The sequence below is a fragment of the Billgrantia pellis genome (genome assembly GCF_008297955.1).
GTDB lineage: Bacteria > Pseudomonadota > Gammaproteobacteria > Pseudomonadales > Halomonadaceae > Halomonas > Halomonas pellis.
On record NZ_VTPY01000004.1, the window covers coordinates 449,513 to 464,022 of the forward strand.

Below are 14,510 nucleotides of genomic sequence, written 5' to 3' on the forward strand. Positions count from 1 at the left end.
ACCGTGATAATCTTGCCCCCTGATACCCACGCAACCGACCGACGAGCCAGCCACGAACGCATGAACGACGCGGTCAAGACAGCCATGCCGGCCCATACGCCGATGATGGCCCAGTATTTGAAGATCAAGCGCGAGCACCCCGGCGTGCTGCTGTTTTATCGGATGGGCGATTTCTACGAGCTGTTCTTCGACGATGCCAAGCGCGCCGCCACACTGCTCGACATTACCCTGACCCAGCGCGGCCAGTCCGCCGGCAAACCGATCCCCATGGCCGGGGTGCCCTACCACAGTGCCGAAGGCTACCTGGCACGCCTGGTGAAGGCCGGCGAGTCGGTGGCGATCTGCGAGCAGATCGGCGACCCGGCAACGAGCAAAGGCCCGGTGGAGCGCAAGGTCGTACGCATCGTCACTCCGGGCACGCTCTATGACGAGGCGCTGCTTGACGCTCGCCGCGACAATCTGCTGGTAGCCGTGCATCCTGCCGGCGAGTGCTGGGGCATCGCCTGGCTGGAGCTGTCCAGCGGTCGCTTCAGCGTGCTAGAGGTGGAAGGCGAGAGTGACATGCTGGCCGAACTCCAGCGCCTGGACCCCGCCGAGCTGCTGGTGCCCGACAGTCTCACGCTGCCGCCCGGCCTGGAAGGACGCCAGGGGTTGCGTCGCCAGAGCGATTGGCTATTCGATCTCGACAGCGCCACGCGCCTGCTGTGCGACCAGTTCCAGGTACAGGACCTGCGCGGTTTCGGCTGTGCTCATCTCGAGGCCGCCCTCACCGCCGCCGGTGTGCTGGTGGAGTACGCGCGCGACACCCAGCGTTCGCGCCTGCCCCACGTCACCGCGCTGGGCGTGGAGAGCCGCGACGATGCCGTGGTCATCGACGCCGCCAGTCGTCGCAACCTGGAGATCGATATCAATCTTGGCGGCGGTGGCGACAACACCCTGGCCAGCGTGCTCGACACCACCGCCACCGCCATGGGGTCGCGTCTGCTCAAGCGCTGGCTCAACCGCCCGCTGCGCGACCGCACCCAGGTGCAGGGGCGCCAGGCGGCGGTCGCCCTGCTACTCGAGCGGGAGGGCTTCGTGACGCTGCGCGAGTTGCTCAAGGCGATCGGCGACGTCGAACGCATCCTGGCCCGAGTCGCGCTCTACAGCGCTCGCCCGCGCGATCTTGCGCGCCTGCGTGACGCCCTGCTGGCGCTGCCAGAACTGCAACGTGAGCTCGCCGACTACGCTGAAGGGACCGCGCTGGACGAACTGGCCCACCATATCCGCCCATACCCGGCGCTGGCCGATATGCTGGCACGGGGGCTGGTCGACAATCCCCCCGTGGTGATCCGCGACGGCGGCGTGATCCGCGAAGGCTTCGACGCCGAACTTGACGACTACCGGGGACTCGCCGAGCATGCCGGCGACTACTTGGTGCAGTTGGAAACGCGTGAGCGCGAGCGCACCGGATTGACCGGGCTAAAAGTGGGCTTCAACCGCGTTCATGGTTACTACATCGAAATTCCCCGCGCCCAGGCCCGCGAAGCGCCGGCCGACTATATCCGCCGCCAGACCCTGAAGAACGCCGAGCGCTTCATCATTCCCGAACTCAAGGAGTTCGAGGACAAGGCGCTGTCGGCCAAGTCGCGCGCCCTGGCCCGTGAGAAGCTGCTCTACGATGGCCTGCTCGATTCACTCAATGCCGAGCTCGGCCCGTTGCAAGGCACCGGCCGCGCCCTGGCGGCGCTGGATGTGCTGGCGACCTTCGCCGAGCGCGCCCAGGCGCTCGGTTTCACTCGACCGCAGCTGCTCCAGGTGCCGGGGATCGAGATTCGCGGCGGACGCCACCCGGTGGTCGAACACGTCAGCGACGGCCCCTTCGTGCCCAACGACCTGATGCTGGATGATAAGCGCCGCATGCTGGTCATCACCGGCCCGAACATGGGCGGCAAATCCACCTACATGCGCCAGGCGGCGCTGATCACCCTGCTCGCCCATACCGGCAGTTTCGTACCCGCCGACGCGGCCTGCATCGGCCCGGTGGATCGTATCTTCACGCGTATCGGCTCGTCGGACGACCTGGCCGGCGGACGTTCCACCTTTATGGTGGAGATGACCGAGACCGCCAATATTCTGCACAACGCCACCGACCACAGCCTGGTGCTAATGGACGAAATCGGCCGTGGCACCAGCACCTTCGACGGCCTGTCGCTGGCCTGGGCCAGTGCCGAGCACCTGACCCGCACACGAGCGTTCACGCTGTTTGCCACCCATTACTTCGAGATGACCGCTCTCGCCGAACAGGCCGAGGGAGTGGCCAACGTGCACCTCACGGCCGCCGAGCACCGTGACGGCATCGTCTTCATGCATCGTGTGGAGGAGGGCCCCGCCAGCCAGAGCTATGGTCTGCAGGTGGCGCAGTTGGCCGGCGTGCCGCAGTCGGTCATCGCCCGAGCGCGCGACAAGTTGTCCCAGCTGGAGCAGCAGGAGGTCGATCAGAGCAGTCGCGGCGGCCCTCGGCACGACAGCGGGCCGGCCCCCTTGCAGAACGATTTGTTCGCCACCGCACCCCATCCGCTACTCGACGCCTTGGGCGGGTTGAATCCGGACGAGCTAACGCCGCGCCAAGCACTGGAATTGATCTATGCCTGGCGCGAGCAGCTCTAAGCGCCACGCGGCTTGCTCACACCGGGTGGCATGACTAGAATGAAGCGTCCAGCGGATTCAAGCTTATAAAAAGTTTATTTTTTATAACTATCAGACTTAAGACTGATACCGATCATCATCAGCCGGGAAGGGCACGCCCCGGCTGCGAGGAGGGAGACAGGCATGACCTTTGTCGTCACCGAAAACTGCATCAAGTGCAAGTACACCGACTGCGTCGAGGTCTGCCCGGTGGATTGCTTCTACGAAGGCCCCAACTTCCTGGTAATACATCCGGACGAGTGCATCGACTGCGCTCTGTGCGAGCCGGAGTGCCCTGCCGAGGCGATCTTCTCGGAGGATGAGTTACCTGAAGGGCAGGAGGAATTCATCGCCATCAACGCCGAACTCTCCGAGGTGTGGCCCAACATCACCGAGAAACAGGATCCACCGGCGGATGCGGAGGAGTGGGATGGCAAGCCGGGCAAGCTTCAATACTTGGAGCGCTGAGCCTCTCCTATTCGGTTAGCGCCCTTACCGATCGCGGGCGCTGAACGCGATACCGTACCGGCTTCAGGAAAGCAGCCACGTCACGCAGCGCGTTGGCGCGCCATGAAGCGAAAAGGCCGTTAGCGACAGGAACGCGAGCCATACACGAAGAAAGGCGGCCTCATAGGCCGCCCGGCTCCCAGCATTTCCTTGGACGGGTCCCTCCGTCCTGACTCCAGTGGCAAACGTCCCTGCCCGGAGGCAACCTCCTGTCGCACCGGGCGCGCCACATCATCAGCATCCCGTTGCATCCTGCTGGAGAGCTCTCCCGCTCTGCCTTGTCCCATGGGTATTTTGGCAGTTAAGCCTCTAGTCGCAAAATCCTCCAAACTTCCTTCTTTGCCATGATCGGCTTTCACTGTTAGTTGAAATTCTACCTGTCGATCAATCGCTTAAAGAAAAACCGATGCCTTGGGCATCGGTTTCTTGGGGTCTTACTTCGCTTAGTTCGTCGCCATTATGTAGGGAATATCTTACAAGATAGTCAGCGATATCCTCGGCCAATGGTCTTGGTCGCGGCATGCCGGCACCAGCGTCACCCGACGCTACTGACCCTTGATTGCACTGCGCCCCGGATACGCGACACGCTCGCCAAGCTGCTGCTCGATCACCAGCAGGCGGTTGTACTTGGCGACACGATCGGAGCGGCACAGCGAACCGGTCTTGATCTGGCCAGCCGAGGTGCCGACGGCCAGGTCGGCGATGGTGGTGTCCTCGGTCTCGCCGCTGCGGTGGGAGATGACCGCGGTGAAGCCGGCATCCTGGGCCATCTTGATGGCATCCAGGGTTTCGGAGAGCGAGCCGATCTGATTGAACTTGATCAGGATGGAGTTGCCGATCTTCTCGTCGATGCCACGCTTGAGAATGCGTGTGTTGGTCACGAACAGGTCGTCGCCGACCAGTTGTACCTTGTCGCCGAGCTTGTCGGTCAGCGCCTTCCAGCCGTCCCAATCGGACTCGTCCATGCCGTCCTCGATGGAGACGATCGGGTACTCGTCGCACAGCCCGGCCAGGTAATCGACGAAACCCGCCGCATCGAAAATGCTGTCCTCGCCGGAAAGATTGTACTTGCCATCCTGGTAGAACTCGGAGGAGGCGCAATCGAGCGCCAGGGTCACGTCGCGGCCAAGCTCGTAGCCGGCATCGCTCACGGCCTGCTTGATCACCGCCAACGCCTCGGCGTTGGACTCCAGGTTCGGCGCAAAGCCGCCCTCATCGCCCACCGCAGTGGCCAGGCCGCGCGCGGAGAGCACCTTCTTGAGGGCATGAAAAATTTCGGCCCCGACCCGCAGGGCCTCTCGGAAGTTCGGCGCGCCCACCGGCTGAATCATGAACTCTTGGATATCGACGTTGTTGTCGGCATGCTCGCCACCGTTGAGGATATTCATCATCGGCACCGGCATGCTGTACTGACCCGGCTGACCGTAGAGCTCGGCAATGTGAGCGTAGAGTGGCATGCCCTTGGCGTTGGCCGCGGCCTTGGCGGCAGCCAGCGATACGGCGAGAATGGCGTTGGCACCGAGATTGGCCTTGTTGTCGCTGCCGTCGAGTTCGATCATGGCAGTGTCGAGACCGCGCTGATCGCGGGCATCCATCCCGACGAGCCTCTCGCGGATGGCGCCGTTGACGGCCTCCACCGCTTTCAGCACGCCCTTGCCCAGATAACGTGACTTGTCGCCGTCACGCAATTCCAGGGCCTCGCGCGAGCCGGTGGAGGCACCGCTGGGAGCGCAGGCCACGCCCACGGCGCCGCTTTCCAGGCGCACCTCGGCCTGTACGGTGGGATTGCCACGGGAATCGAGCACCTCGAGGGCGTGGATGTCGACAATCTTGGTCATCTCTGTCGTCCTTTCATTCAGTCAGCGTTGATTGAGTCGATGCGGTAGCGCTTCTGCCATCGGCTTATTCGATCGGCCTACTCGATGGACAGGGCCGGAAAACCCTTGACCAGCTCGTCAAGGGCCTTCACCTGAGCCAGGAAGGGCTCGAGTTGGTCCAGCGGCAGCGCGCAGGGGCCGTCGCACAGGGCGCTGTCAGGGTCCGGGTGGGCCTCGAGAAAGAGCCCCGCCAGCCCCACGGCGACACCGGCACGCGCCAGCTCGGCGACCTGCTGGCGGCGTCCGCCGGCGCTGTCGGCGCGCCCGCCCGGGCGCTGTAGGGAATGGGTGACGTCGAAGAATACGGGCAGTCCCGTCTGCTTCATGTCACCGAAGCCGAGCATGTCGACCACCAGATTATTATATCCGAAGCTCGATCCGCGTTCGCAGAGCAGCACCCGATCGTTGCCCGCCTCCTCGCACTTGCGAACGATGTGCCGCATCTCGTGGGGCGCCAGGAACTGCGGCTTCTTGATGTTGATCACGGCCCCGGTCCGGGCCATGGCCACCACCAGGTCGGTCTGGCGCGCCAGAAAGGCCGGCAACTGAATGATGTCGGCCACCTCGGCGACGGGCTCGGCCTGCCAGGGCTCGTGCACGTCGGTGATGACCGGCACGCCGAAGCGGGACTTCACTTCGGCCAGTATCTCGAGTCCCCGCTCCAGGCCGGGACCGCGAAAGGAGTGAATGGAGCTGCGATTGGCCTTGTCGAAGCTCGCCTTGAACACGTAGGGCATGTCGAGTCGATGCGTGACGTCGACATAGGTTTCGGCGACCTCGTGGGCCAAGTCGCGGGATTCCAGCACGTTCATGCCGCCTAGCAGCATCAGCGGCAAAGAATTGCCGGCGGTAAGGCCGGCAATGGAAATATGGCGTTCGGGGGTGGACGGGGTCGTGGAAGACATGGGCCTCACTCCTGGTGCGAGGACTGCGCGCGGGTGCGCGCCGCCTTGTGCTCCAGCGCCGCGTTGACAAAGCCGGTGAACAATGGGTGGCCGTCGCGCGGCGTGGAGGTGAATTCGGGATGGAACTGGCAGGCCACGAACCACGGATGGTCGGGCAGCTCGATCATCTCCACCAGGGAATTGTCGACGCTCTTGCCCGAAACCACCAGGCCGGCCTGCTCGAGCGCCTCGACGAACTGGTTGTTGACCTCGAAACGATGACGGTGGCGCTCGACGATCTCATCGCTGCCGTAGGCCTCGCGTGCCTTGGTGCCCGGCGCCAGATGACAGACCTGACCGCCAAGGCGCATCGTACCACCCAGATCGGACGCCTCATCGCGCAGCTCGATCTTGCCCTCGGCGGTGATCCATTCGGTGATCAGGCCGACCACGGGGTGCTGTGTGTTGTGGGTGAACTCGGTGGAGTTGGCGTCCTCCCAGCCGGCCACGTGGCGTGCGTACTCTATCACTGCCACCTGCATGCCGAGACAGATACCGAGATAAGGAATGCCGTTTTCGCGCGCATAGCGGGCGGTTTCGATCTTGCCTTCCACGCCGCGCTCGCCGAAGCCACCCGGCACCAGGATCGCATCCTTGCCGGCCAGCCGTTCGGTGCCCTGGCGCTCGATGATCTCGGAGTCGATGTAGTCGACATTGACCTTCACCCGGGTCTGGATGCCGGCGTGGACCAGCGCCTCGTTGAGCGACTTGTATGCGTCGAGCAGCTCCATGTACTTGCCGACCATCGCGATGTTGATCGACTTCAGCGGATTGAGCTTGGCGTCGAGCACATGGATCCACTCGGTCAGATCGGCCGGCTCGGCCTCGAGACGCAGCTTGTCGCAGACGATCTCGTCGAGACCGTGCTCATGCAACATCAGCGGGATGCGATAGATGGTATCGGCGTCCTGCAGCGGGATGACCGCGCGCTCCTCGACGTTGGTGAACAGCGCGATCTTGCGCCGCTCGCTCTCCTCGAGCTCCACCTCGCTGCGGCAGATCAGAATGTCGGGTTGAATCCCGATGGAGCGAAGCTCCTTGACGCTGTGTTGGGTCGGCTTGGTTTTGGTCTCGCCGGCGGTCTTGATATAGGGCACCAGGGTCAGGTGCATGAAGATCGCCCGGCTCGCGCCCAGTTCGCTTCTGATCTGGCGGATCGACTCGAGGAAAGGCAGCGATTCGATGTCGCCCACGGTGCCGCCGATCTCCACCAGCGCCACGTCGAAGCCCTCGCCGCCGGCATAGACGCGACGCTTGATCTCGTCGGTGATATGCGGGATGACTTGCACGGTGCCGCCCAGGTAGTCGCCGCGGCGCTCACGACGCAGCACGTGCTCGTAGACACGACCGGTGGTGAAGTTGTTGCCCTGGGTCATCTTGGTGCGAATGAAGCGCTCGTAGTGGCCCAGGTCGAGATCGGTCTCGGCGCCATCTTCGGTGACGAACACCTCGCCGTGCTGGAAAGGGCTCATGGTGCCCGGATCCACGTTGATGTAGGGATCGAGCTTGAGCATGGTGACCTTGAGGCCACGCGCCTCGAGAATCGCCGCCAGCGAGGCCGACGCGATGCCCTTGCCGAGTGAGGACACAACGCCGCCGGTCACGAAGATATATCGTGTCATGGAGAACCTGTCGAAACGTGATCGTGAGGAGCGGCAGGAAAGCCGCGCCAGGATGGGTCGACAGCGTAGCAGATTACGACCAATGGCTCAATTTCGCTGCCTGACGCCGTTGCTCATGCCCACCAGCGCGCCAGATCCCCGCCCAGCGGGTCGCGCAGCGGCCGAGACACCTTGGCGATTCGCGCCACGGCGGCATCGTGTGCATCCGGGTCGGCGCGGATCAGGTCGAGTTCGCGCTGATCCTCGGGATAGGCGGCCAGCAGCAAGAAATCGTCGCTGGCCCAGAGGTGACAATGGCCGGTGCCCGCCGGCAGCACCAGGACATCGCCGACGTTGAGCTCGACATCCTGCCCCTTCTCACCACCCAGCCGCAGCCGGCCGCGCCCGGCGAGCACGCCGAAGGCTTCATGGGCAATGGAATGGTAATGGTGATATTCGTAGACGCCGCCACGCCAGCTCGGCGGCCAGCCGCTGGCTGTAAAGAGTCGTTCGAAGCGAGCCGCTATGGCGTCGCGATCGAGCGCGGGATCGACGCCCCGCGAGTGGAACGCCAGCGACGCCAACGGCGTGTTGGGGATACGACCGTCGTCGGCGAAGACCATTCGCTCCGGCTCGACGGCATCGCCACCGGAAACGGCCAGCCCCAACCTCTCGAGCGAATCGTCCATGATCGTCTCCTGTCGCGTTCGGTTCTGTCACTTGATTCTAGGAAAGGAACGCCCAGAACGACAACGCCCCGGCGCTTGGCCGGGGCGAATCGTATCGGGAACGGGGGCATTTACACGCCGAGATAGTCGAGGATGCCTTCCCCGGCCTGGCGCCCCTCGAAGACGGCGGTGACCACCAGGTCGGAGCCGCGCACCATGTCGCCACCGGCGAAGATTTTCTCGTTGGTGGTCTGAAAGGCATAGGCACCATGCTCCGGCGCCAGCACGCGGCCGCGCTCGTCGAGTTCGATGCCGAAGCGATCGAACCATGGCGCAGGACTCGGCTGGAAGCCGAAGGCGATGACCACGGCATCCGCCGGCAGAACCTCCTCGGAACCCGGCACCACCTCGGGGCGGCGGCGGCCATTCTCGTCGGGCTCGCCCATTCGCGTGCGCACCACCTTCACTCCCTCGACCTTACCCTCGCCGACCACTGCCACCGGCTGGCGGTTGAACAGGAACTCGACGCCTTCCTCGCGAGCGTTGGCCACCTCACGCTTGGAGCCGGGCATATTCTCCTCGTCGCGACGGTAGGCGCAGGTCACCGTGGCGGCACCTTGGCGAATCGCCGTACGGTTGCAGTCCATGGCGGTATCACCGCCGCCCAGCACCACCACTTTCTGTCCTTCGAGCGAAACGTAGTCGTCCGGCTCGTTCTCGAAGCCCAGGCAGTGGTTGACGTTGGCGATGAGGTAGTCGAGCGCCTTGTGGACACCGGGCAGGCCCTCGCCGGGGAAGCCACCGGTCATGGACTTGTAGGTACCCATGCCGAGGAACACCGCGTCGTACTCTGCGAGCAGGGTGTCGAAATCGATGTCCTTGCCCACCTCGACGCCGAGCCGGAACTCGATGCCCATCTCTTCGAACACTGCGCGACGACGCTCCATCACCGTCTTATCGAGCTTGAACTCGGGAATGCCGAAGGTCAGCAGGCCGCCGATCTCGGGATAGCGGTCGAACACTACCGGGCGCACGCCGTTGCGCACGAGGATGTCGGCGCAGCCGAGCCCAGCCGGGCCGGCACCGATGACGGCGACCTTCTTGTCGGTCCAGGTGACTTGAGACATGTCCGGGCGCCATCCCATGGCGAAGGCGGTATCGGTGATGTACTTCTCCACCGAACCGATGGTCACCGCGCCGAAGCCGTCGTTCAGTGTGCAGGCGCCCTCGCACAGGCGGTCCTGCGGACACACGCGCCCGCACACCTCGGGCAGCGAGTTGGTCTTGTGCGACAGCTCGGCGGCCTCGAGGATGTTGCCCTCGGTGACCAACTGCAGCCAATTGGGAATGTAGTTGTGCACCGGGCACTTCCACTCGCAGTACGGGTTGCCGCAGTGCAGGCAGCGGTGCGACTGGTTGGCCGCCTCCTGGGGCTTGAAGGGCTCGTAGATCTCGGCGAACTCGCGCGAACGCGTACGGGCCTCTTTCTTCTGCGGGTCCTGTCGTCCCACATCGATAAACTGGAAGTCGTTTCTGGTCAATCGGTTGGCCATATTCGTGTCTCCTGGAATCCGGCTCACTCAGGACGCCTGCGGGATTCGTCGAGCAGGCTGTTCAGGCTCGCCGCCTTGGGCTTGACCAGCCAGAAATGCCGCACGAAATCGCTGAAGTCGTCGAGGATCTCGCGTCCACGCGCCGAGTCGGTCTCGGTCACGAACTCTTCGATGATCTCTCGCAGGTGACGCCGGTAGGCCTCCATGGCCTCGGTGTTGACCCGGTGAATCTCCACCAGTTCATGGTTGTAGCGATCGACGAAGGAACGGTCCTCGTCGAGAACGTAGGCGAAGCCGCCGGTCATGCCGGCGCCGAAGTTGACGCCGGTCTTGCCGAGCACGCAAACCAGGCCGCCGGTCATGTACTCGCAGCAATGGTCGCCGGCCCCTTCGATCACCGCATGGGCACCCGAGTTACGCACGGCGAAGCGTTCGCCGGCGGTGCCGGCGGCGAACAGCCTGCCACCAGTGGCGCCGTACAGGCAGGTATTGCCGACAATGGCCGTCTTGTGGCTCTCGAAACGGCTACCGCGCGGCGGCACGATGACCACCTTACCGCCGTTCATGCCCTTGCCGACGTAGTCGTTGGCATCGCCCTCGAGGTAAAGGTTGAGGCCCCGGGCGTTCCACACGCCGAAGCTCTGCCCGGCCACTCCCTCGAAGCGCAGCGTGATGGGGGCATCCTCGAGCCCGGCCTCGCCATAATGCTTGGCCACGGCGCCGGAAGAGAGTGCCGGCACCGAGCGGTCGCAGTTGGTGATGGTAAAGGCGAATTCACCGCCGCTCTTGTTGGCGATGGCCTGTTCGATGGTGGCCAGCACTTCCTGATTCTTGGCCCCGGGGTCATGAGGCACGTTGCGGCTCACCTGGCAGAACTGCGGCGCGTCGGCCGGTACGAAATCGTTGGCCAGCAGCGGGGTGAGGTCGAGCTTGCGCTGGGAGGCGGTGTCGCCCTCCAGTACCTCGAGCAGGTCGGTGCGACCGATCAGGTCGGTCAGCTTGCGCACGCCCAGCATGGCCAACAGTTCGCGTACCTCCTCGGCGATGAAGCGGAAGTAGTTCTTGACCATGTCCACGGTGCCGCGGAAGTGCTCATCGCGCAGGTACTGGTGCTGGGTGGCCACGCCGGTAGCGCAGTTGTTCAGATGACAGATGCGCAGGTACTTGCAGCCCAACGCCACCATCGGCGCAGTGCCGAAGCCGAAGCTCTCGGCGCCGAGAATGGCCGCCTTGACCACATCGAGGCCGGTCTTCAGGCCGCCGTCGGTCTGCAGGCGGATCTTGTCGCGCAGGCCATTGATGCGCAGCGCCTGGTGCACTTCGGGCAGACCCAGCTCCCAGGGCGAACCGGCATGTTTGATCGAGGTCAGCGGGCTCGCCGCGGTGCCGCCATCGTAACCCGACACGGTAATCAGGTCGGCATAGGCCTTGGCCACGCCGGTCGCGATGGTACCGATGCCGGGCTCGGAAACCAGCTTCACCGATACCTGCGCCTCGGGGTTGACCTGCTTGAGGTCGAAGATCAACTGCGCCAGATCCTCGATGGAGTAGATGTCGTGGTGCGGTGGCGGCGAGATCAGCGTCACGCCGGGCACCGAGTAGCGCAGCCGCGCGATCAGCTCGTTGACCTTGCCGCCGGGCAGTTGGCCGCCCTCGCCGGGCTTGGCACCCTGGGCCACCTTGATCTGAAGCACTTCGGCGTTGACCAGGTAGGCCGGTGTCACGCCGAAGCGCCCGGAGGCGATCTGCTTGATCTTGGAGCTGCGGATGGTGCCGTAGCGTACCGGGTCCTCGCCACCCTCGCCGGAGTTGGAGCGACCGCCGGCCTCGTTCATGGCCTGGGCCAGCGCCTCATGAGCCTCCGGGGATAGCGCGCCCAGCGACATGCCGGCGCTGTCGAAGCGCGGCAGCATTTCCTCGATGGGCTCCACCTCCTCCAGGGGCAACGGCGTCTCGGCAACCTTCAGCCCCAACAAGTCGCGCAGGGTGGCGGCCGGGCGCTCATTGACCAGTTGAGCGAAGCGCTTCCACTTGGCGTAGTCGCCTTCCTGTACGGCCTCTTGCAACGCCTTGATCACATCGGGGTTGTAGGCATGGTATTCATGGTCGTGCACGTACTTGAGCAGGCCACCCTGATTGATGCCCTTGCGCGGCGTCCACGCTTCTCGCGCCAACAGCTCCTGCTGCATCTGCAGCTCGGCAAAACCGGTACCCTCGATGCGCGAGGCCATGCCGGTGAAGCACAGCTCGACCACCTCGGAAGAGAGCCCCACCGCCTCGAACAGCTGAGAGCCGCGGTAGGAGGCAAGCGTCGAGATCCCCATCTTGGAGAGAATCTTGTAGAGCCCCTTCTGCATGCCCTTGCGGTAGTTCTCGCGGGCGTCCGCCGGGTTGCCGGTGAGTTCGCCGGTGCGATGCATGTCGGCCATGACCTGATACGCCAGCCACGGGAATACCGCGGTGGCGCCGACGCCGAACAGCACCGCCATCTGGTGCGCATCGCGGGCGTAGCCGGTCTCGACCACGATGTTGGCGCGCGGACGCAGCGCCAGCTTGCCCAGGTGGTGATGCACCGCGCCCACGGCCAGAGCGGCGTGGATCGGCAGTTGCCCCTTGGCGAGGTTGGCGTCCGACAATGCCAGGATCACCTTGCCGTCGCGCACGGCGGCCTCGGCCTGGCGGCACAGCTCGAGAATGGCCGCCTTGAGGCCCATCTGGTCCGGAGCGTAGCCCAGGCTCAACCGCTGATGGGAAAAGGCGGGATCGTCCTGCTCGAGCAGCGCAGTAAACTTGCGCGGCGACAGCACCGGCGTGGTCAGGATGATGCGATGGGCATGCTCGGGTGTGGCTTTGAACACGTTGAGCTCGGCGCCGATGCAGGTCTCCAGCGACATCACGATCGATTCGCGCAGCGGGTCGATGGGCGGGTTGGTGACCTGGGCGAACTTCTGACGGAAGTAGTCGGAAAGCAGGCGTTGCTTGCGCGACAGCACTGCCATGGGGGTATCGTCGCCCATGGAGCCCACCGCCTCCTGGCCGCTCTCGGCCAGCGGCCGCAGCACCTGGTCGCGCTCCTCGAAGCTGACCTGGAACATCTTCTGCCAGGTCTTGACCTGCTCGGCATCCATGTTCTGGAAACTGGCAAGTTCCGTCAGGGCCGACTCGAGGTAGTGCGCCTCCTCCTTCAGCCAGCGCTTGTAGGGGTAGGCCGACTGCAGACGCTTGTCGATGTCCTCGGTGTGCAACACCTCCCCGGTGTGCGTGTCCACCGCGAGGATCTGGCCCGGGCCGACACGCCCCTTGGCCACCACGTCGTCGGGCTTGTAGTCGTAGGTACCAATCTCCGAGGCCAGGGTGATGTAGCCGTTCTTGGTGATCACCCAGCGCGCCGGGCGCAGGCCGTTGCGATCGAGCATGCAGATCGCCTGGCGACCATCGGTCATGACCACGCCGGCAGGACCGTCCCATGGCTCCATGTGCATGGAGTTGTATTCGTAGAAGGCGCGCAGTTCGCCGCTCATCGTCTCGACGTTTTGCCATGCCGGCGGCACCATCATGCGCACGGCGCGGTGCAGCTCCATGCCGCCCATCAGCAGCACTTCGAGCATGTTGTCCATGCTCGACGAATCGGAGCCCACGGTATTGACGATCTCGTCGAGCTCGGCGATATCGGGCAGGCGCTCGTTGACGAAGTTTTCCTTGCGCGAGTTGGCCCAGCCGCGGTTGGCCTCGATGGTATTGATCTCACCGTTGTGCGCCAACAGGCGGAACGGCTGGGCCAGCGGCCAGCGCGGCTCGGTGTTGGTGGAGAAGCGCTGGTGGAAGACGCAGATGGCGGTCTCGAGGCGCTCGTCGCCAAGGTCCCGATAGAAAGTCGGCAGGTCCACCGGCATCATCAGGCCCTTGTACGAGACGACCTTGGACGACAGCGAGCAGACGTAGAAGTCCTCTTCGTCGCGCAGCATCTGCTCGGCGCGGCGGCGCGCCATGAACAGGTCGACATCGAAGCGCTCGGGCTCGCTGAGCTTGCCCGGCTCGACGAACAGGTGCCGAATGCGGGGCAGGCAGGCGCGGGCGATCTCGCCGCAGTAGGAGGGATCCACCGGCACGTCTCGCCAGCCTCGGATGACCAAGCCGCAGGCGCGCAGCTCGCCCTCGAGAATGCCGCGGGCACGCGCTTCCCCGGCGTCGTCGTCGGGCAGGAATACCGCACCGACCGCAAATCGCTCGCCGAGTTCGAGATCGAGTGATTCGGCGGCGGCCTCACGCATGAATGCCTCGGGCATCTTCAGCAACAGACCGCAGCCGTCGCCGGTCTTGCCGTCGGCGGCGATGCCGCCACGGTGCGTCATGCAGGTGAGCGACTCGATGGCAGTACGGAGCAGGTCGTGACTGGCCTGTCCTTCCATATGGGCGATCAGGCCGAATCCACAGTTGTCACGGAACTCGCCTGGATGATGAAGGCCTCGGTTCATGGCGTGCCTCGAAGAGTAACTATTGACCTAACAACAACAGCTATGTATCTTTGTATGTTTTTCTTTATTTCTTGCTGTCAGTAACAGCCTGCTGCTGTCGCGAGAAAAGGACGCCCAGCATAGACACTTACTGCCCCGCCGCGCAATCTCCCCCTTACCCTACCCTCAGCAAAACCCCCATCAAATCCGCAACTTGCTGAATGAACCAGAGCAAAAAC

General features: G+C 64.1%; 8 protein-coding genes. 2 read left to right on the plus strand and 6 right to left on the minus strand.

The features are described 5' to 3' along the window. Positions 1-60: 60 nt before the first annotated feature. On the plus strand, positions 61-2,649 hold the full coding sequence (mutS, locus tag F0A17_RS12405) for a DNA mismatch repair protein MutS (protein ID WP_149328639.1): 2,589 nt from the start codon (positions 61-63) through the stop codon (positions 2,647-2,649). Positions 2,650-2,811: 162 nt separating this feature from the next. Beyond that, positions 2,812-3,135 (plus strand): ferredoxin FdxA, encoded by a 324-nt coding sequence (fdxA, locus tag F0A17_RS12410; protein ID WP_149328640.1) that lies wholly within the window; start codon positions 2,812-2,814, stop codon positions 3,133-3,135. 584 nt (positions 3,136-3,719) lie between these two features. Here the strand turns inward: fdxA and eno are convergent. The 6 genes from eno to gltB all read right to left on the minus strand — a co-directional run bounded on the left by eno (position 3,720) and on the right by gltB (position 14,292). Beyond that, the gene (gene eno / locus F0A17_RS12415; RefSeq protein WP_149328641.1) at positions 3,720-5,012 is read right to left on the minus strand and encodes a phosphopyruvate hydratase; all 1,293 of its coding nucleotides are present in this window, start codon (positions 5,010-5,012) and stop codon (positions 3,720-3,722) included. 77 nt (positions 5,013-5,089) lie between these two features. Beyond that, positions 5,090-5,956: a 3-deoxy-8-phosphooctulonate synthase gene (kdsA, locus tag F0A17_RS12420; protein ID WP_149328642.1), complete on the minus strand. Its 867-nt coding sequence runs from the start codon at positions 5,954-5,956 to the stop codon at positions 5,090-5,092. 5 nt (positions 5,957-5,961) lie between these two features. Further along, positions 5,962-7,617: a CTP synthase gene (locus tag F0A17_RS12425; protein WP_149328643.1), complete on the minus strand. Its 1,656-nt coding sequence runs from the start codon at positions 7,615-7,617 to the stop codon at positions 5,962-5,964. Between the two features lie 113 nt (positions 7,618-7,730). Further along, positions 7,731-8,285 (minus strand): cupin domain-containing protein, encoded by a 555-nt coding sequence (locus tag F0A17_RS12430; protein ID WP_149328644.1) that lies wholly within the window; start codon positions 8,283-8,285, stop codon positions 7,731-7,733. A 110-nt stretch (positions 8,286-8,395) separates the two neighbouring features. Then, positions 8,396-9,817, minus strand: coding sequence for an FAD-dependent oxidoreductase (locus F0A17_RS12435; protein WP_149328645.1), 1,422 nt, complete (start codon positions 9,815-9,817; stop codon positions 8,396-8,398). A 23-nt stretch (positions 9,818-9,840) separates the two neighbouring features. Continuing rightward, positions 9,841-14,292: a glutamate synthase large subunit gene (gltB, locus tag F0A17_RS12440; RefSeq protein WP_149328646.1), complete on the minus strand. Its 4,452-nt coding sequence runs from the start codon at positions 14,290-14,292 to the stop codon at positions 9,841-9,843. Between the last annotated feature and the right edge of the window lie 218 nt (positions 14,293-14,510).